We start from the raw sequence: 15,979 nt of genomic DNA on the forward strand, positions 1-15,979 counted from the left end.
GTCACCCTCCCATCACAGTCACGAGACGTTCGATCTGAACCCGGCGCGTTGTTTCATGATCAACGCCGTGGTTCTGATGCACGTAATGGCGCACGGCCTCGTGGAATTCCTCGGTGTAAGGCGTTATGCCGCCCTTGATCAGCTTGGCCTCTTCCTGTGCGATGAATGCGGCGATTTCGGCGTCAGTGGTCATTAGAACGCCTCTTTCTCTTGCCAGACGTTCACACCATCGATGGTCGCGGTCTTGTGGTTGCGGCGCACGTACTCTTCGATGAAGGCGGTCATTGCATCGCGGTCGTTCTGGGCAATCCAGTGTAGCGCGGCGCGGTGGTCGGTGATCTCGTATTTGGTTACAGTGCGAAGCCCCTTAACGGTGTCTTTCTTGGCCGCAAGGCGCGCTTCCTCTGCGGCTTTCGCTTCGTCGGCTGCGGCCTGTGCGGCGCGTTGTGCTTCGATGTTTCCAGTGTCAGCCTTGCGAGCGGCTTCCTCCGCCTCTCGGCGCTTGCGGGCGGCTTCTTGCGCCGCGATGCGCTCTGCCTCCGCCTTTTGCTCGGCCAGCTTGCGCTTGAAGTCACTCACCAGAGAGGCGAGGCCCTTCGTCATGCGATCAAGGTCGTCAATCGTAGGCTTGTAGCGGGCCAGCGCAGCTTTCCAAGCGTCATGCAGCGGGGCGCTTTCGCTTTTCTGAGCGTCCGTCACGTCCTTCTTGGCGGCTTTGATTTGCTTCAAGAGGCTGTCCACCTCTTTCATCTGCGCTTCGTTGGATACCGGCTCACCATCAAGCCAGTTTTCGGCCTCGCTGATAAAGTCTCCATATGGGGCGAGAGCATCATCAAGCGGGTCAGGCGGGCAATTGTGGCCTTGCTGCGGCGTCATGTCGTTCATCGGTCTCTCCCTTAGAACATGCGGTCAATGATTTCTGTGAGGTAAGCGGCGTCGACCTTCTCAGGGTCTTTTGCTTTGATCTTCTCGATGACCTCCGCAAAGTAGGCCACATCCACGCCGGTCAATTGTTCCTCAAGAGTGACATGATTTGTCATGTTCAGTTCGGCGATTTGCATAGCCATCTTGAGGTACTGTCCCGCATTTATGCGCCACCCTCGTTTGATGAACTTTCTGGTGCGAATGACGCTGCAAAGTGGATACTTTGACCCCGCGTAGACAAGAGTTCGGCTTAGGAGTGCCTCAAGCGCCTCGGGATTGAGTGTCAGCGCGCCTGTGCCGCTTTCCCAATAGTTCATGCAGTGAATAAAATCGTAGGATTGATGGATTTCGTCAGGGTCTCCGTAGAACCTGAGAATTAGCTGGATTTTCCCGCGTAGGCTGATTGCGTTGCTACTCAGGAACGCGGGTGAATATTTCTCCCCTTCGCCCTCCATGTCGGGTTTTGCAGCGTCAGCAATATCCTTAACGCTGCTCAACGGGTCGAATGCCTCCCCAACATATTCTCCTGCGTCGTGGTCGTTCTGGACACCTTCAAAATACTGGTAGTCTCGTTCCTGACCTTCCCCAATAACGCCAGCGGACTTGACAACAATCCTCACGCGGTCTTTGCCTTCCGTGTCCTTGAGTTCTTCGACGTACACCGAGACTGGCACGCCGCCTTGTGCTAGCCGATGCGCCTCGAACTCCTTGACATAGTAATCCGCCACGGCCTTCACCGTTCGTTTCGTGCGAAAGTAGATGTCGAAATCGTTCACGTCTTCGCCCAAGAGCATGGACGCGATAGAACCGCCCGTGACGATAGCCTCCTTGGCGCATGTCTCGCGAAGCTCTTCGTCTTTGATGGTTTCGATCCATGCGTTGACCTTGTTGCGCAAAACGCTTTTGATGGTCTTGGATTTCAGGCCATGGCGGTCGCCGTGATTTTCCATGTTTCTCTCCTCAATACGGAATCTGGTCGCCGTCGATCAGCGTCGATGCGGCGGGCTTTGCCATGGCTTCAAATGTCGCCTTGCGAGCGTCCTTCTCTTGGCAAAGTTCGGAATATGCTTGATCGTCAGCGGCCTTGATTTCCTTGATAACACTGGCCTCTGATCCCCATGCGTCTTGCAGGTCGGAAAGGCTTTGCGTGCCGCGCAGCTTGCCCATGATGCGACCTGCGGCTGCGCGCGCGTTGAATGCAGGGCGTTGATCCGGTCGCGGTGCTGCGCCTTGGGCGTCGTCGTCAACCTCGGCAGACAGGCCAAGAGCCGCTTTGAGCGTGTAGCGTTGCAAATACGTCACCGCAGAACCAACTGCCTGAAACCCGTTTTTGCTGCCTGACGTGTCGGGCGATCCGCTCAAGGACGTTTCTTCGCTGTGGCCTTGCGCGTGTTCGATGATGCAGGTCACGCGAACGCCGCCGTTTCCTTGATCTGTGCGGAACCGATAGGACAAGCCGTGTGCGGACAAGATCGGGTCGATTTGCTTGGCGATGCCCGCGAGCGTTTCGTGCTTGTAATGGGTGCGCCCCTTCTGCGACGTGAAGTCAACGGTCGCATCCTTGATGATCGGCGGGATTTCGGCGCGCGCGGCGGAGAGGGCGGCGGAAAATGCAACGCGGGCGTTCTGACTGTCCATGCGCTCTTTCATCACCAACATGCGTTCCAGCTTGTCAAGGTCGGCGTCAGGGTTCAGCACAACGCGCTCGATCATACTCACCATAGGATCGGCAGGAAGGTGCTGCACGGCGTCTGTCTGTTCGATTTTCGCGAGTTCGGTCATTGTGTGGCCTCCGCCTTTGCGTTGTCATCGACGAGTCGATCTGTTTCGCGCGCGACATTCAAAAGAGCCACTTTGTCACCGAAATCGTTGTCATTACGCGCAGCCTTGATCGCGGAATATGCGGCGTCGTTCAGGGCCTTGAGGGCCGCGTGAAGTTCGGTCATTGCTCTTGCTCCAATCTCTGGGCGTTGTGTTCGGTCCATGCGCTCTCAAGGCTCTGGGTCGCGATAAGTGCTCCAATGCAGGCGACAGCGACGAGACATCCGCGCAGGACGTCGATTGCATGCTCGCGGCGCAGTTCTGCGTCTGTGGTGTTGATGTGTGTCTGTGGGGTGGTGAAGGTCATTTCTCACCTCGCGCTTTGGCCAGTGCGGCCTCAATCTTTCCGCGAACCATAGGCGGAAGCTCATGACCAAGACCGTCAGTCAGTCGGTCATCTGCTGCATCGAGAACAACAGACAGAGCCTCATACAGATCAGGCGCGGCGGCGATGAGGTTGGCGTTGTGAAACGCCTGTGTCCCGCCCATCCACTCTGGGCTGGTAACTTTTGCTACGCACTTAGCCCATCCATTTGTGGTAAACTTATCGTCGCCGTTGAGACATATTTTCTCCAAATCAGAACCGACACGCCACGGCCCCGGTGTAAATTTCGTATCACTCATTGCATACCTCCAGCTACGACAGGGCGCATCACGTCACGCAGCCAAGCGGCGCGGCGGTAGGTCTCCAGCGTCACGACAGAGTTCAGCGCCACCACAACGGCGTCCACGATGTCGCGGTCTGTATGTGCCGGGTCTTTCCATGTGCTCAGAACCTCTTCGGCCCATTCAACGGCCAAGTCCGAGAAGTGCGAAGAAAGGCCCCCGGCGGGCGTGGAGGAAATCCCACCGGGGTAGGTGCCGCGCCCTAGGTTCACGTTGTGGACGTGTCCGGCTTTCGAGGCAGTGAGCGCGGGGGAATTGGTGTGGTAGGTCATTGGATCACTCCGCCGCCACGGGATACGCGCCATAGGGCGGATCGGTGCGGAGGCTGGATAGGATCGCGTCTGCGGTCAGTCGCTCTTGGCGGTCCAGCTCGTCGCGGCCAATCATTTGCTCGACCTGATCGCGGGTGAGGCGCAAGCCGCCGAGCGTCACATTCAGAACCTCGGCGCGGATGTCGTCGCGGCCGTCCCATTCGACATCAAAGTCAGCATTCGCGTCCTCGATGCAGAAATCATCGTTCTCAAGGATCATGGGCTGTTTGTGCGTATCGCAGTAGCGGTAAGACATTGTGTTTCCCTTTCGAAGTCCGCGATCTGCCCGTTGGCGTCAGCCGGTCGGCGTCTTCTGCGGTGATAGGGAAAGTTGTAGCGCTTATCGCTACAAAGAGCAAGAGAAAAAGTAGCGACTATCGATACTAATTTTCGCCCTCACTGAATCGCCATGCCGCCCAAGCAAAAGAAAACCCCGCACAAGGCGGGGTTGTTTGGAATGTTTGTGCTGGCGTTGCTTATCCGGCTGGAGGCATAAATCGGATCATTAAGCCTACAGCCGTAACGATAAACCCAGCAACAGCAAGAAGTCCTCCCCATCCGGGGAGCATTCCAATTTTACCTTCGATGCGCGAAAGTCGATCCCGAACATCCTTCATGTCCGTTCGGATTTCCTTCACATCATCCTCAAGGCGTAGAACACGAGCTTCGAGCATATCTCCTCCGGGTGGTTCCCCACCATTATCTGGCCCCTTCATGCGACTGATCAAGTTTTTTTCCTCGATCTGCCTCATCCGGTTTAGGGCTTGAGCCAAGCTGGCTTCGTTGTGGATCGGGATAGGAGCGTCTGTCATTCTACATCCACATCCATACTCAGCTTGGTTAGGACATCTACACAGGTCCTCATTAACTTCATTTGACGTTCATGGAAAACCTTCATGTCCGCTCTTGCTGCGTCGTATTCACCGTTCCCAAGGGATAGGGTGATGCTCAACAGTTCGGATGCGTTTTCACCCGATTTAAAAATGGCATCTGCCAATTTTCCAACCAAGAGCTCAAGTTCTTCGATTTTCTCGCTGTCAGTTTTACGCGCCATTGGTTTTTAAAATCCTAACGGTTGACTCGTTGGTAAAATGTTCTCATTTTGTTCTCATTGGTGCGGAGGGATAGATGGAAGGACGCAAGGGTGAATCGTTTGGTGAGCGAGTAATGGCTCTCACCCCGCCAAATCGCGCCGCGATGATGCAGCTAGTTGATCAACTGCTTCTGCTGCCTCAAGGTCAGACAGTGTGTCGAGGAGCCGCTGGCGCCGGGCGTCTGAGAGCTGAGAAAGACGATCATCAAGGCTCAAAGATGCCTGGGACGCCTCGGGCAGAGCATAGCCCGACAACTTCGAAATAATCTGGGCTTCAGCAAGACTGACCTTCCTGCTGACGGTCATTTTTTGAACCTTGGATTTATCATAGACACCGCCAATCTTGGCGGCAGTCATCGCGTCGGCCACTTCATCATATGAAAGTCCGGCGCTTGTATCATCGGCATGGATAAAAGCCTCACGAACCCATTGGTTCATAGGGGATGCTGCCGGTGAGCTGAATGTCTTTTTGCGGGCCATGCCGTAGTGTAGCGATTTTCGCAACGCATTTCTGTTGCTTATATCGCTACTATTTGGTTTGCATTTAGTAGCGATAGGCGCTACTAATGTGCCATGAAACCTGCATCGAAAATCATCAGCAAATTGGGTGGTGCCGCCAAGGTTGCGGCTATCGCCGGTGTTCACCGGACGCGCGTTTATAAATGGATGCGCGCCCAAGAGGATGGCGGGACTGGCGGGATCATCCCCCAGCGGCACATCCCGAAAATCATATCCGCAGCAAAAGAGATGGGCATCGAGTTGACCGGCGATGACTTCCTTCCTGTGGCCTGCGGTGGAGACGTCTCCTAATGTCTGTGCGTTCATATCAAAAACGTTTGCACCGCATCGGCCAAGTTCAAGTGCTGCCCTGCATTTTTTCGCAGGAGGCCCGTCATGCGTGACCACTTCCAAGAGAAAGAACCCATCCGCGGCGCGGGCATCTTCGTCTTCGGCCCTGCCTTGGGTCTCGCCTTCTGGGCCATTTTCATCGGCGGCGCTGTCGTCTTCGCCCGGTTTGTGGGGTGGATGTGATGGAAATGCATGAACTCAAATTCGTCAATTCTGATGCGCGGCCAAAAACGCAAATCGTGCATGTTGGAGCGCCTTCAATTCAGCCAGTCATGGCTTGGTATGCCTCGCACTTCGCCGGTGATCGGTACGCGGTCTATGTGGATGGCGTGAAGGTCGAGAAGGACCGCAACGGCCTGCCGGTCTCTGAGGTGTGCTGATGACCCTCCCCCAGCGCACCCTAGACAAGATCGCCTCTCTCACATCCCTGCGCGAGCTGGCCGGGTTCTCGGACCAGATGTCGCGCGACGGACGCATGACGCCCGAAACATTGCGGGCGCTGGCGATCCGCAAAGCTGAAATCTCAAAGAATGGAGCCTGACAGATGGCAGACCTGAACCGCGCATCCCTCCGTGGCCGCATCGGGCAAGACCCCGAAATCCGCACCACGCAGACAGGCGAGAAAATCGCTAATTTCAGCATCGCCACGGGCGAGCAGTGGGCCGACAAGAATACGGGCGAGAAGCGGGAGCGCACCGAGTGGCACCGCGTCGTGGCCTTCGGTCGGCTGGCTGAATTTGCCGAGAAGTATCTCCGCAAGGGCGCTCGCGTCTGTGTGGAGGGCGCGATCCGCACCCGCAAATGGCAAGACCAGAACGGGCAGGACCGCTGGAGCACGGAAATCGTCCTCTCCGGCTTCGGATCGAGCATTGATCCTATCGACTGGCCGGACAGCGGCGGTGCGGCGCGTGGGCAGGACGACAGCTACGGCGGTGGACAGCTTCCTCCGGGGCCGGATGGCGGCGGATATGATCAGGGCGGAGGCTATGGCGGCGACCAAGGCGGATCGCGGCCCGGCCTCGATGATGACGAAATCCCGTTCTGAGGCCCGCCATGACCATGCCCTTCATCCTCACCAGAGAGCAGCGCCACGCCGCGCTACAGATCGACCGTCAGGCCGCACAGGAAGCATATGACGCCGCCGTGCGCCGCAAGGACACGCAGGGCATCAGCAAGGCGCATGATGAGCTCATGGCGGCGACAACCTGCCTGCTGCGGTTTGAGAACCTGTCTCGTGCCGCTGCGAAAGGTGGTGCGTGATGCCTGCATATAGATCAGAAGCCGAAGCCGCTATTCGTGAGCCTGTAGTCGCTCGCCTTCGCGAACTTATGCCATCTGCTCGCATTATTCACGAAATTCAGTGCGCGACATGGGGGCCGAACCGCATCGACGTTCTTGCCGTGACGCGCAACAGGATTGCAGCGGTGGAAATCAAAAGTTCGAAGGATAAGCTGGATCGACTTCCCAAACAGATTTCATCCATGAACGGATGCGCTCACCACGTCATTGCTGCGCTGCATTCGAAGTTTTTCAGTGTCAAAGACACGCCGAATGCAGGGACTTGGATAAGCGCACCGAAAGAGGCGCGGGCCTGTCAGGTTTGGGGCTTTGATTTGCCTGATGCGCACGGCGCGGATCAGTATCGAGAACATGAGCTTTCAAGCCGATGGGACAAGCCAATGGTCTGTCCGCCTGATGGCGCGATTGACATGCTTTGGCGACAAGAACTTCGCGAAATAGCGTCGCGGCGAAAGCTTCACACTGCAACGTCTCGCCTGACGATCCCGGAGCTTATCGACGTGATCAAGTGGAACATGAACTGGCGCGAGATCACCGAAGAGGTCTGCGCGGCGCTACGAGCGCGTGACTGCATCGAGGCCGATCCTCCTATCATCAATGGAGTCGCATAATGCGTATTGTAGCCCCATGGCCCCACAAAGACCTTTCCCCGAACGCCAGACCGCACCACATGGCTCTGGCACGGGCGAAAAAGGCGTATCGGCGCACTGTCTGGGCGCTTGCCCTTGAGGCTGGCGCACAGGGCCTCACAGGTCCGCTATCCGTGCGTGTGATCTTCTGCCCGAAAGGGAGGGGACCTGTGCCAGACCTCGACAACGCCGTGGCATCATTCAAAGCCGGGCAAGATGGTCTTGCCGACGCTCTCGGCGTCAATGACCGCGACCTTAACGGAAGCATCACTCACCTGATCGGAGACCGATGCAAGGACGGAGCTGTGATTGTCGAGGTGCAAGAAATGCGGGGTGACGTGTCGTGAATGGACTACCGTATTACAAGGCATACCCGCGCGATTTCATCGAAGGCACCATCGGAATGGACTTCGAAACGAAGGGTGCATATCGCCTTGTGATAGACCTGATCTACATGCAGGGAGGTCGGCTACCAGATGACTCCAGATACATCTCAGGTCTTCTCGGATGCTCTGTCAGAAAATGGAATTCGATCCGTGAAAAATTGCTATCATCTGGCAAGCTAGAAATTATCGGCGAGTTTTTGTCGAATTATCGCGCCGATAAAGAGCTTGAAACTTTGAGAAAAGTTCAAGAACAAAACGCTGAAAATAGACGCGGATCAAATAAAAACAAAGACTTACAAAAACGACCGTCAATCCATACAGAACCAGAACCAGATATAGATGATGATGATACGCGCGCGACCATGACGGATCGTGAGCGTCTTCTCGAAGCCATGGGGCACGGCTCTCAGGATTGCACCGCAGGCGGTCGCATCATGGGCAATCAAAACGACATGCTCGAAGCCTCGAAGTGGAGCGATGATCTAGGCCTGACGCTGGACGAGCAGTGCGCCGTGATCCGTGACGTCACCGGGAAAGCCACCTCTCAGATTTCATCGTTCAAATACTTCTCCGGCCCCATGGTGGATTACGCCGGGCGCAAGAAGCAGCGCCTTGAACCAACTGAAATGCGGGTCATTCGCGGTGGAGGACGCCCCCCGCCGGAGGTCGATCAGCAAACAATCATTCGATCCGCAGCGGCGGGAACAACCAACAAATCGCAGGAGTGGTAACGTGACCAATCAAATCTCAACCATCACCGGCTTCAACGCTCTCAGCCCGGCGCAGAAAGAAGCTCACCGCGAAAAAGTTGTCATTCGCGCTTCTGCGATCCTTCGCCAGTTCTGGCGGGATTACGCCACGCCAGCCTCGGAGCAAGTCCTCGAGCTTGAGGGGTGGGCCGATGTTCTTGAAAGCGCTTCTGAGGGCGAAATTCGCCGCGCGTGGGCCGAGTATCAGCGCACCGGGCCGCGCACCCAGAATGGCGTTCTGCGCAAGCCTGACGCGGGTGCAATTTGGGCGATTGTGCGCAAGAGCCGCCCCATGCCGAAGATCGTCAAGGATCAAGATGAAGACCGACCGCGAAACCACATCGACGCGGAGACGCGGGCTAACATCCTCACTGAATGCGGCTTCGGTCATGTCGTGAAGCGCTTTCCGAAAGTGGGAGACGCGCAATGACCCGTATCGAAGCACTGAAAGCGTTGCTGGCGAAGGTCGAGGCTGGTGATTGGTCGTTTGAACTGTCTGCCGCAGCGTTCCCACCTGAAACCGCGTATGGACGATGCACGTTTATGGATGCTGATGAAGCCTACAACGGCTCACTCGACGCCGCCAAGGCTCTGCACGAGGCAGTGTTGCCGGGGTGGGCTTGGTCGATCAAGACACTGGCCACTGGAGCTGTGCAGGTATGGACAGACTACGCGTATGGCCTTCGACAGCAGGGATTCATCGGAACAACAAAGGATAATGCGTCCCGGGCATGGCTCCTCGCGATCCTTAAAGCACTCATTGGACAGGAGGAATCAGCATGACCCTGCACCTCCTGCCGACACAAGCGGATCGCGCATGGCAGCGGCGCACAGCGATCAACACCGCGTCAGCCATCGCCACCCGAGTTGCGGAAAAATACGGTATCACACTTGGCGACCTGAGAGGGCCGGAGCGCACCCGCAACATCGCGCACCCGCGCCAAGAGGCTATGGCCGCGATCCGCGCCGCGCGCCCAGACATGTCGCTCCCGCAGATCGGACGATTTTTCAACCGGGACCACACAACGGTCATTCATGGCATTCGGGCCGTAGAGAAGAGGGCCGCGCAATGAGAAACCGCCACCACACCACCGCAGAGCAGCGCAAGGCGGACCGTGAGCGCACCAAGGCAATGCAAGATGCTCAGAGCAAAGCTGTGAAGGTCTGCCGCGTCCTGATGGAGGCTTGGCATCCTGAGACAGGAACATGGGATAACAACGATCTTCTTATGGCGCGTGTTGCAGCTCAGAGCGTCATTGACCAGATCGACGGGGTAAAGCGATGACCGCACAAACCCGCATCACATTCCCCGAAGAGATGGGCGCCCTTGAGTGCGAAATCTCGGAAATCATCGCAGAAAAGCAGAGGGCCGGAGAGGGGATTGTCCAGTTCATGGATCGGCTGCGTCCGCGCAAGGCCGAGGCTGTATCGAAGTTCCGCGCCTTGGGCGGGGAGATCGCATTCTCAGGTGAGGCTGTGGCCTCACTTGGCGGCATCATCGGCAGGGAGCCTCTGAGGTCCGTCGATGCGCTTCATGAGTGGCTGGCGGTGAGGTCTTGGGCCGACAAATGGAGGTGGTCCAGATTTGACCATGAGGAAGCCACGAGATGACAGCACCAGCCCGCATGATCGACCCGCACGACCACGCTGCCACGCGCAGCCTATGGGCCTCAGTCCTCCAAACTGCGCTGGAGGACGCAATACGATACGGCGATCAAGGCAAGACCGAAAACGCGATCTTCATCAACAACAGCCTGTCGTGGTTTGACAGTCGCGATTGCCGCGCTGTCTGCCACTTCGTCGGGGTCAGTGCGCAATCCGCAAAGGCCGCCGCTCACAGGTGGCGTGAGCAATTCGAAGCGTCAGGCATGACATGGCACAAATTCCGCAAAGAGAAATTCACGCCTGTCGTGGGCGCATAGGAGGGCAGGGACAGTGAGCAGCATCACGCCAGAAGAGCGTAGAATGATCGAAGAGGCGATTTCACAGGGTCGCGTCGAGAAAGTCCCGACCGGCCAGTCAGGCGAGGTTGTGTCGAAGGTCTACGGCCCGGGACGCCGCCGAAACATGGCGCGCATCGCGAAAATCAGGCGCATGGCTCTGGCCTGCATGAATGACGCGCAGATAGCGGAGGCCATCGGAGTTTCGCAAAAGGCAGTGAGCAACACGCGCTATCGATATGGCATCGAGAGCGGGTTGGCGAAGCGCCGCAAGCGCATGGTATAATTCGGGGAACGTCTCCGCAGAGGACACGAGAGCACATGGCAAATCCAAACCCATCACCAGACACGAGGTTCAAGCCGGGGAAGTCTGGAAACCCATCCGGAAAGTCATCCGAGGTCTTGCTTGCTGAGCAAGAGGCAGCGGCAATTTCCGCAAAGCTGCGCCTCAAAGCGCTTTCCTGCCTGCAGGAAAAGATAGGCGATGATGAAGTCAGTGATGAAATGCTCGAATTCCTGATCAGTCCGGCCACCCTCAAGCTGTTCAAAGACAGCGAGGACCGCGCGCACGGAACGCCGCCGCAATCCATCAAGCATGGTGGAAGTGGCGCGAATGGCGAAATTATTTTTCAAACCGTGATCGAATCCAAGTGATCCACGAATTTCGCGTCAGATGGTATCAGGCCGGTTTTTATCGCGCTATGACAGAGGGGCAGGTCAAGCGGGCAATCGCGATCTGGCACCGGCGCGCAGGGAAAGACGAGATTGTCCTGAACGCCACGCGAGAGAACGTATTCAAGCGACCTGGCACATACTGGCACTGCCTGCCTCAATACAAGCAGGCCCGCAAGGCACTCTGGAATGGCGTGAACGCGCACACAGGCAAGCGTCGCATATTCGAAGCCTTCCCTGAGCAGATCATCAAGCGGATGCAAGATGACGACATGTTCATCGAGTTCGTGAACGGCGCGACGTGGCAGCTTCTCGGGTCCGACAATTACGACAGCCACGTAGGCGCAGGCGCGGTGCAGATCACCTATTCAGAATGGGCGCTCTGCAACCCGGCAGCTTGGGCATATCACTCTCCGATGATCCGAGAGACGAACGGGCTTGCAGCATTCATCACAACGCCGCGCGGCAACAACCACGCGAAGACCATGTTTGACACGGCGCAGGCCAGCCCCGATACGTGGTTCTCCGAGCTTCTGCGGGCCGATCAGACGGGCGCTCTGACGGCTGATCAGTTGGCCGAAGCCATGGCAGAGTATCAAGACCTATACGGCATCGACCTTGGCCGCGCGATGTTCGAGCAGGAGTATTTCTGCTCGTTTGCAGGAGCGACGGTTGGCGCGATCTATGGGGCCGAGATGTCCCGCGCCGAGCAACAGGACCGCATGACGCTTGTCCCGATCAATTGGGATTACCCGGTACACACGGTCTGGGACTTGGGCAAGGCGGTCAACAACCCGATCTGGTGCTTTCAGGTGGTCAACGGCGATCTTCGCATCGTGGACTTCTACGTGCCTGAAGAGGACGACTTGGACACGTGGCTGGATTGGCTGGACAACAAGGGCTATCGCGGAAACGATTACGTGCCTCACGACGTTCTGCGCACCGAGTGGGGACAGAAGAAGACCCGCATCGAGCGGCTGCGCGATAAGGGCCGCAAGCCTGTGCGCATTCCAATGGTCTCAGTGGCAGACGGCCAGCAAGCGGGGCGCATGGCTATCAACGCCGCAGTTTTCCACACCGGCGACGACGAGCGCGGGCAGCGCGTGGCGCACGGCGTCGAAGGCCTTAAGTCATATCGCCGCGAATGGGATGACGAGTTGAAGCGGTTCCGCGACACACCGGTTAAGGACTGGTCGGAGCATATCGGGTCAGCTTGGAGATACTTGGGCCTCGTCTGGAAGGATAAGCGCGAGATCGAGGAGCATGATAGGCCGAAAGAACTGGTATACACGGCAAGCGTGGATGGATCGGTTCAAGGCAACATGAGCGTGAAAGACGCAGTTGACGCCATGGTGAAGCGCAGGAATCGCGCGCGGGATTGAGCCTGATTTCTCTGGTATAATTTCGGGGAAGTTCCAAAAAAGGCGACCCCGGCGTGAGCGACGAGCAGGACGATTCACCACAGCACGAAGCGGCAGAACTGAAAGAGCGCGGCAGCAAGTGGATGGAGAAAATCCGCGCTGCGCTCAAGCGCGACGAGGAGTGGCGCAAAGCCGCTGCGGACGCGGAAAAAATCTACGAGTGCAAGGACGACGTGGATTTCAACATCCTGTTTTCGAACGTCGAGACCATCGTCCCGTCGCTCTACAACTCCACAGCCATTCCAGACGTCCGCGCCAAGAACGTCAAGAGGGAAAACCCGGCTTATGGTACGCTGACATCCGCCGCCAAAATCCTCGAGCGCAGCCTTGAGGCGATGGTGGACGACGATGTGCTGGACACGGAGATTGAGGCGTCAGTGCAAAACGCATACGTCGCCGGTCGTGGCGTTGTTCGGGTGCGCTTCGACGCCGATGTTTATGAGGAAACGACCATTGCGCCGGACGAGTTCGGCCAGCCTGTCGAGGCGGTCCAGACCGTGGTCGAAAACGAGCGCGTGATTTACGAAGTTGTGCCGTGGGCTGACTATCTCGAAGGCCCGGGCGCACGCTTTGACAAGCTGCCGTGGGTCGCCTTCCGTCACACTGTCCAAGACGAGGATATGGACGATTTCGACGCCGAGATGATCAAGGCGCAGCAGGAAGCGAATTTCGAGCAGCGCGACGAACACACGATTTGGGAAATCTGGGACAAGTCGCGTAAGTCCGTCTGTTTCGTGCGTGAGAGCGATGGCGTCATCGTCATGGAGAAGGAAGATCCGCTCGGTCTTTCCGGCTTCTTCCCTGTCCCGCATCCCGTCGAGCCGATCCGCGTCACAGGCAAGCGTACGCCTGTCGTACCATACGAGGCCTATCGATCACTCGCCAAAGAGCTTGACCGCACCACGGTTCGGATCAACGCGATTACGAAAGGCCTCAAGGTCAAGGGCGGATTTGTTGGGAATGGCGCTGATCTTGAGAAGCTGGCCGACGCCGACGATAACACGCTTGTTCCGATTGAAGACGCAGAGAGCTTACTTGCGACCGGCGGGCTTGAGAAGGGCATCGTGTGGTGGCCGATTGACAAGGCAATCACGGTTCTGCGTGAACTTTACGTTGCCCGCGACCAGACCAAGCAGGCGATTTACGAGATCACCGGCATTTCCGACATCGTGCGCGGCGCGTCAAAGTCCAGCGAGACAGCCACGGCGCAGCAGATCAAGACGCAGTGGGGCAGCTTGCGCATCAAGCGGCCTCAGAGCCAGATTGAGCGCCAAGTGCGTGACCTCTTCGTGATGACATCTGAACTGATCATGTCGCAATTCTCGGCGCAGCGCCTGCAAGAGTTGAGCGGCGAGCAGGTCACGCCTGAGATTGAGGCTCTGTTCGCTCAAGGCCTGAAACAGTGCCGTGTTGACGTTGAGAGCGACAGCACGGTGCGGGGCGATCTGACGCGCCAGAAAGGCGAAATGGGGCAATTCCTGCAATCGTCCTCTGGGTTCTTCCAAGCCATGGCCCCGGTCGTTCAGCAAGGCGGGCCACAACTCGCAGGGCCGATGATTGCGCTCTATTCGTCTTTCGCCCGCATGTTCAACATCGGATCGCAGGGCGAGGATGCTCTGGATCAGCTTATTGAACTCGCAGAGCAGGCCGCAAGCCAGCCGCAGGACGATCAGAAGAAGCAACTCGCGCAGGCCATGCAGCAGCTTGAAATGATGCTCAAGCAGCTTGAGGCCAAGGAGAAGCAGGCCGGTATCGCCAAGACGCAATCCGACATTCAGATCGACCAGCGCGAACAGCAGTTGAAAGAGGCCGAATTTGCGTCAGGTGAGCGCGACAAGGCGTTGGGGGTCTATTGATGGCCTCATACGTCTACCGCGATGGCCGCATGGTCGACAAAGAGACCGGAGAGCCGATGCTCTCGGATGAAGAGCGTGGCCGAACTCCAGCCGTCCCGATGGTGATGGGGTTCAAGCCGTATTCCTGCCCGATCACAGGCAAGGAAATCCGAACCCTTGGACAGCACAATGAGAACTTGAAGCGCCACAATTGTGTCGAGGCGGCGGAACTCAAAAGCCCGACCGGCGGCGAGATCCGAAACGAGCGCTTCGCGAAAAAGCACGGCCTGACCGTCTCCGAAAAATACAAAGACCAGCCATGGAAGCCGAGGACAAGAGCAGATGGATAACAACGCAGAACTCTCTCCGCAGGAAGAACTCACGCCCGCAGAAACTCCAGAGATCACCGAAGACGACGAAATGGGCGCGGCATTTGACCGCCTGACGTCTGAAGGCATCGAGGAAGAAGGCGAAGAAGCGCAAGAGCCGTCTGGCCGCGATGAAAAAGGCCGGTTCAAGAAGGCCGAAGAGGCATCCGAGGAAGAGCAGCAGGAAGATCCGGAGCAAGTCGAGCGCCCGAAGTATTTCGACAGCCTGCCGCATGAGCTTCGCGAGGCATGGGACCAAATGCCAGACGCGGCCCGCAATGCCGTGGCCGACACCTACATGAAAATGAGCGCGTCTGCGGCTCAGGCAGGGCGCATGGCTAAGGTGCTTGAACCGATCCGCAACACCATGGCACAGGCAGCGAAGGACTTTCCCGAACTGTCGAACATGACACCAGAGCAGGTCGCCGCCGATGCGATGGAACTTGCCAAGACCCGCGCGCAACTCACCCGAGATCCGGTTGGTACGCTCTTGGCCGTTGCTGAGCAGACCGGGGCGATGCCGGGGCTTATCGCGCGGCTGAACGGGCAGCAGGCTCCGCAGGGCGCAGAAACTGAGCGCCAACTGCGCAACCAGATCGCGCAGCTTGAGCAGCAAGTGAAAAACATTTCAAACCCTGATATAATTCGGGGAAGTGTTGAGCAGTATTCGAATGAGCAGCGAGTGCTTGGCGAGATTCAACAATGGTCTGCTGGAAAAGAGCACTACCAGAGAGTCGAACCGCATTTGCCCGCCTTCATTCAGGCAGCACAGCGCACCATGCCGCAAGCCTCCTCGTCGGACTTGCTGGACGCGGCTTATAACATGGCTACCGAGGCCATGGGCTTGAGGACCGCACAAGCAGAGGTAACGCCTCCGCCGCCCGCTCCGCAAAAGACCCGCCGCGTCCTTGATGCCAAATCCGTCAACGTCGCCTCTCGTGGCTCCAAGCAAACCCCGATGTCAGAAGATGAAGAAATGTCGGCAGCTTGGGATCGCGCCATGAAAGGCTAATCCA

At 57.4% G+C, this 15,979-nt stretch carries 32 protein-coding genes; 20 read left to right on the forward strand and 12 right to left on the reverse strand.

Translation table 11 applies throughout. The features are described 5' to 3' along the window. Position 1: 1 nt before the first annotated feature. The 12 genes from LC094_RS11505 to LC094_RS21745 form a co-directional block, all read right to left on the reverse strand. A complete protein-coding gene (locus tag LC094_RS11505; protein WP_226552941.1) occupies positions 2-193 on the reverse strand; it encodes a hypothetical protein in 192 nt (63 codons plus the stop codon). After that, entirely contained in the window at positions 193-885 is a 693-nt protein-coding gene (locus tag LC094_RS11510) for a hypothetical protein (protein ID WP_226552942.1), read from the reverse strand. The genes LC094_RS11505 and LC094_RS11510 overlap by 1 nt, the downstream gene beginning before the upstream one ends. Positions 886-896: 11 nt before the next feature. Continuing rightward, positions 897-1,874: a hypothetical protein gene (locus LC094_RS11515; RefSeq protein WP_226552943.1), complete on the reverse strand. Its 978-nt coding sequence runs from the start codon at positions 1,872-1,874 to the stop codon at positions 897-899. Positions 1,875-1,884: 10 nt separating this feature from the next. Then, positions 1,885-2,706: an ERF family protein gene (locus LC094_RS11520; protein WP_226552944.1), complete on the reverse strand. Its 822-nt coding sequence runs from the start codon at positions 2,704-2,706 to the stop codon at positions 1,885-1,887. Further along, complete coding sequence (locus LC094_RS11525) at positions 2,703-2,870, reverse strand: hypothetical protein (RefSeq protein ID WP_226552945.1); 168 nt, start codon at positions 2,868-2,870, stop codon at positions 2,703-2,705. The genes LC094_RS11520 and LC094_RS11525 overlap by 4 nt, the downstream gene beginning before the upstream one ends. Beyond that, a complete protein-coding gene (locus LC094_RS11530; protein WP_226552946.1) occupies positions 2,867-3,052 on the reverse strand; it encodes a hypothetical protein in 186 nt (61 codons plus the stop codon). Before LC094_RS11530 ends, LC094_RS11525 begins: the two co-directional genes overlap by 4 nt. After that, positions 3,049-3,369, reverse strand: a complete 321-nt coding sequence (locus LC094_RS11535) for a hypothetical protein (RefSeq protein WP_226552947.1) — start codon at positions 3,367-3,369, stop codon at positions 3,049-3,051. Before LC094_RS11535 ends, LC094_RS11530 begins: the two co-directional genes overlap by 4 nt. Beyond that, positions 3,366-3,683, reverse strand: a complete 318-nt coding sequence (locus LC094_RS11540; RefSeq protein ID WP_226552948.1) for a hypothetical protein — start codon at positions 3,681-3,683, stop codon at positions 3,366-3,368. The genes LC094_RS11535 and LC094_RS11540 overlap by 4 nt, the downstream gene beginning before the upstream one ends. Positions 3,684-3,687: 4 nt before the next feature. Further along, positions 3,688-3,978: a hypothetical protein gene (locus tag LC094_RS11545; protein ID WP_226552949.1), complete on the reverse strand. Its 291-nt coding sequence runs from the start codon at positions 3,976-3,978 to the stop codon at positions 3,688-3,690. 220 nt (positions 3,979-4,198) lie between these two features. Further along, positions 4,199-4,534 (reverse strand): hypothetical protein, encoded by a 336-nt coding sequence (locus tag LC094_RS11550; protein ID WP_226552950.1) that lies wholly within the window; start codon positions 4,532-4,534, stop codon positions 4,199-4,201. After that, positions 4,531-4,776 carry a hypothetical protein gene (locus LC094_RS11555; RefSeq protein ID WP_226552951.1) on the reverse strand — a complete coding sequence of 82 codons (246 nt, stop codon included), beginning with the start codon at positions 4,774-4,776 and terminating at the stop codon, positions 4,531-4,533. The genes LC094_RS11550 and LC094_RS11555 overlap by 4 nt, the downstream gene beginning before the upstream one ends. Before the next feature lie 120 nt (positions 4,777-4,896). Further along, positions 4,897-5,640, reverse strand: a complete 744-nt coding sequence (locus tag LC094_RS21745; RefSeq protein ID WP_226552952.1) for a hypothetical protein — start codon at positions 5,638-5,640, stop codon at positions 4,897-4,899. A 69-nt stretch (positions 5,641-5,709) separates the two neighbouring features. Here LC094_RS21745 and LC094_RS11565 point away from each other — a divergent pair, with 69 nt between their 5' ends. The 20 genes from LC094_RS11565 to LC094_RS11660 all read left to right on the forward strand — a co-directional run bounded on the left by LC094_RS11565 (position 5,710) and on the right by LC094_RS11660 (position 15,975). After that, a complete protein-coding gene (locus LC094_RS11565) occupies positions 5,710-5,847 on the forward strand; it encodes a hypothetical protein (protein WP_226552953.1) in 138 nt (45 codons plus the stop codon). Beyond that, on the forward strand, positions 5,847-6,044 hold the full coding sequence (locus LC094_RS11570; RefSeq protein ID WP_226552954.1) for a hypothetical protein: 198 nt from the start codon (positions 5,847-5,849) through the stop codon (positions 6,042-6,044). Before LC094_RS11565 ends, LC094_RS11570 begins: the two co-directional genes overlap by 1 nt. After that, positions 6,044-6,205, forward strand: a complete 162-nt coding sequence (locus LC094_RS11575; RefSeq protein ID WP_226552955.1) for a hypothetical protein — start codon at positions 6,044-6,046, stop codon at positions 6,203-6,205. The genes LC094_RS11570 and LC094_RS11575 overlap by 1 nt, the downstream gene beginning before the upstream one ends. Before the next feature lie 3 nt (positions 6,206-6,208). Next, complete coding sequence (gene ssb / locus LC094_RS11580; protein ID WP_226552956.1) at positions 6,209-6,709, forward strand: single-stranded DNA-binding protein; 501 nt, start codon at positions 6,209-6,211, stop codon at positions 6,707-6,709. Between the two features lie 8 nt (positions 6,710-6,717). Then, positions 6,718-6,924, forward strand: a complete 207-nt coding sequence (locus tag LC094_RS11585; protein WP_226552957.1) for a hypothetical protein — start codon at positions 6,718-6,720, stop codon at positions 6,922-6,924. Next, a complete protein-coding gene (locus LC094_RS11590; RefSeq protein WP_226552958.1) occupies positions 6,924-7,574 on the forward strand; it encodes a hypothetical protein in 651 nt (216 codons plus the stop codon). Before LC094_RS11585 ends, LC094_RS11590 begins: the two co-directional genes overlap by 1 nt. 188 nt (positions 7,575-7,762) lie before the next feature. After that, a complete protein-coding gene (locus tag LC094_RS11595) occupies positions 7,763-7,939 on the forward strand; it encodes a hypothetical protein (RefSeq protein ID WP_226552959.1) in 177 nt (58 codons plus the stop codon). Beyond that, positions 7,936-8,709, forward strand: coding sequence for a DUF1376 domain-containing protein (locus LC094_RS11600; RefSeq protein WP_226552960.1), 774 nt, complete (start codon positions 7,936-7,938; stop codon positions 8,707-8,709). Before LC094_RS11595 ends, LC094_RS11600 begins: the two co-directional genes overlap by 4 nt. A gap of 1 nt (position 8,710) precedes the next feature. After that, positions 8,711-9,157 carry a hypothetical protein gene (locus tag LC094_RS11605; protein ID WP_226552961.1) on the forward strand — a complete coding sequence of 149 codons (447 nt, stop codon included), beginning with the start codon at positions 8,711-8,713 and terminating at the stop codon, positions 9,155-9,157. Next, positions 9,154-9,510, forward strand: a complete 357-nt coding sequence (locus tag LC094_RS11610; RefSeq protein WP_226552962.1) for a hypothetical protein — start codon at positions 9,154-9,156, stop codon at positions 9,508-9,510. The genes LC094_RS11605 and LC094_RS11610 overlap by 4 nt, the downstream gene beginning before the upstream one ends. After that, positions 9,507-9,800, forward strand: coding sequence for a helix-turn-helix domain-containing protein (locus tag LC094_RS11615; RefSeq protein ID WP_226552963.1), 294 nt, complete (start codon positions 9,507-9,509; stop codon positions 9,798-9,800). The genes LC094_RS11610 and LC094_RS11615 overlap by 4 nt, the downstream gene beginning before the upstream one ends. Then, positions 9,797-10,012 carry a hypothetical protein gene (locus tag LC094_RS11620; RefSeq protein ID WP_226552964.1) on the forward strand — a complete coding sequence of 72 codons (216 nt, stop codon included), beginning with the start codon at positions 9,797-9,799 and terminating at the stop codon, positions 10,010-10,012. Before LC094_RS11615 ends, LC094_RS11620 begins: the two co-directional genes overlap by 4 nt. After that, a complete protein-coding gene (locus LC094_RS11625; protein WP_226552965.1) occupies positions 10,009-10,338 on the forward strand; it encodes a hypothetical protein in 330 nt (109 codons plus the stop codon). Before LC094_RS11620 ends, LC094_RS11625 begins: the two co-directional genes overlap by 4 nt. Further along, positions 10,335-10,649 carry a hypothetical protein gene (locus tag LC094_RS11630; protein WP_226552966.1) on the forward strand — a complete coding sequence of 105 codons (315 nt, stop codon included), beginning with the start codon at positions 10,335-10,337 and terminating at the stop codon, positions 10,647-10,649. The genes LC094_RS11625 and LC094_RS11630 overlap by 4 nt, the downstream gene beginning before the upstream one ends. Before the next feature lie 43 nt (positions 10,650-10,692). Further along, the gene (locus tag LC094_RS11635; RefSeq protein WP_226552967.1) at positions 10,693-10,953 is read left to right on the forward strand and encodes a hypothetical protein; all 261 of its coding nucleotides are present in this window, start codon (positions 10,693-10,695) and stop codon (positions 10,951-10,953) included. Positions 10,954-10,988: 35 nt separating this feature from the next. Then, positions 10,989-11,321: a hypothetical protein gene (locus LC094_RS11640; RefSeq protein WP_226552968.1), complete on the forward strand. Its 333-nt coding sequence runs from the start codon at positions 10,989-10,991 to the stop codon at positions 11,319-11,321. Further along, entirely contained in the window at positions 11,318-12,721 is a 1,404-nt protein-coding gene (locus LC094_RS11645; RefSeq protein ID WP_226552969.1) for a hypothetical protein, read from the forward strand. Before LC094_RS11640 ends, LC094_RS11645 begins: the two co-directional genes overlap by 4 nt. Positions 12,722-12,774: 53 nt before the next feature. Then, positions 12,775-14,616, forward strand: coding sequence for a hypothetical protein (locus tag LC094_RS11650; RefSeq protein ID WP_226552970.1), 1,842 nt, complete (start codon positions 12,775-12,777; stop codon positions 14,614-14,616). Next, positions 14,616-14,945 (forward strand): hypothetical protein, encoded by a 330-nt coding sequence (locus LC094_RS11655; RefSeq protein WP_226552971.1) that lies wholly within the window; start codon positions 14,616-14,618, stop codon positions 14,943-14,945. Before LC094_RS11650 ends, LC094_RS11655 begins: the two co-directional genes overlap by 1 nt. Then, on the forward strand, positions 14,938-15,975 hold the full coding sequence (locus tag LC094_RS11660) for a hypothetical protein (protein WP_226552972.1): 1,038 nt from the start codon (positions 14,938-14,940) through the stop codon (positions 15,973-15,975). The genes LC094_RS11655 and LC094_RS11660 overlap by 8 nt, the downstream gene beginning before the upstream one ends. Positions 15,976-15,979 lie beyond the last annotated feature (4 nt).

Source organism: Celeribacter naphthalenivorans (genome assembly GCF_020524585.1).
Taxonomy (GTDB): Bacteria; Pseudomonadota; Alphaproteobacteria; order Rhodobacterales; family Rhodobacteraceae; genus Celeribacter; species Celeribacter naphthalenivorans.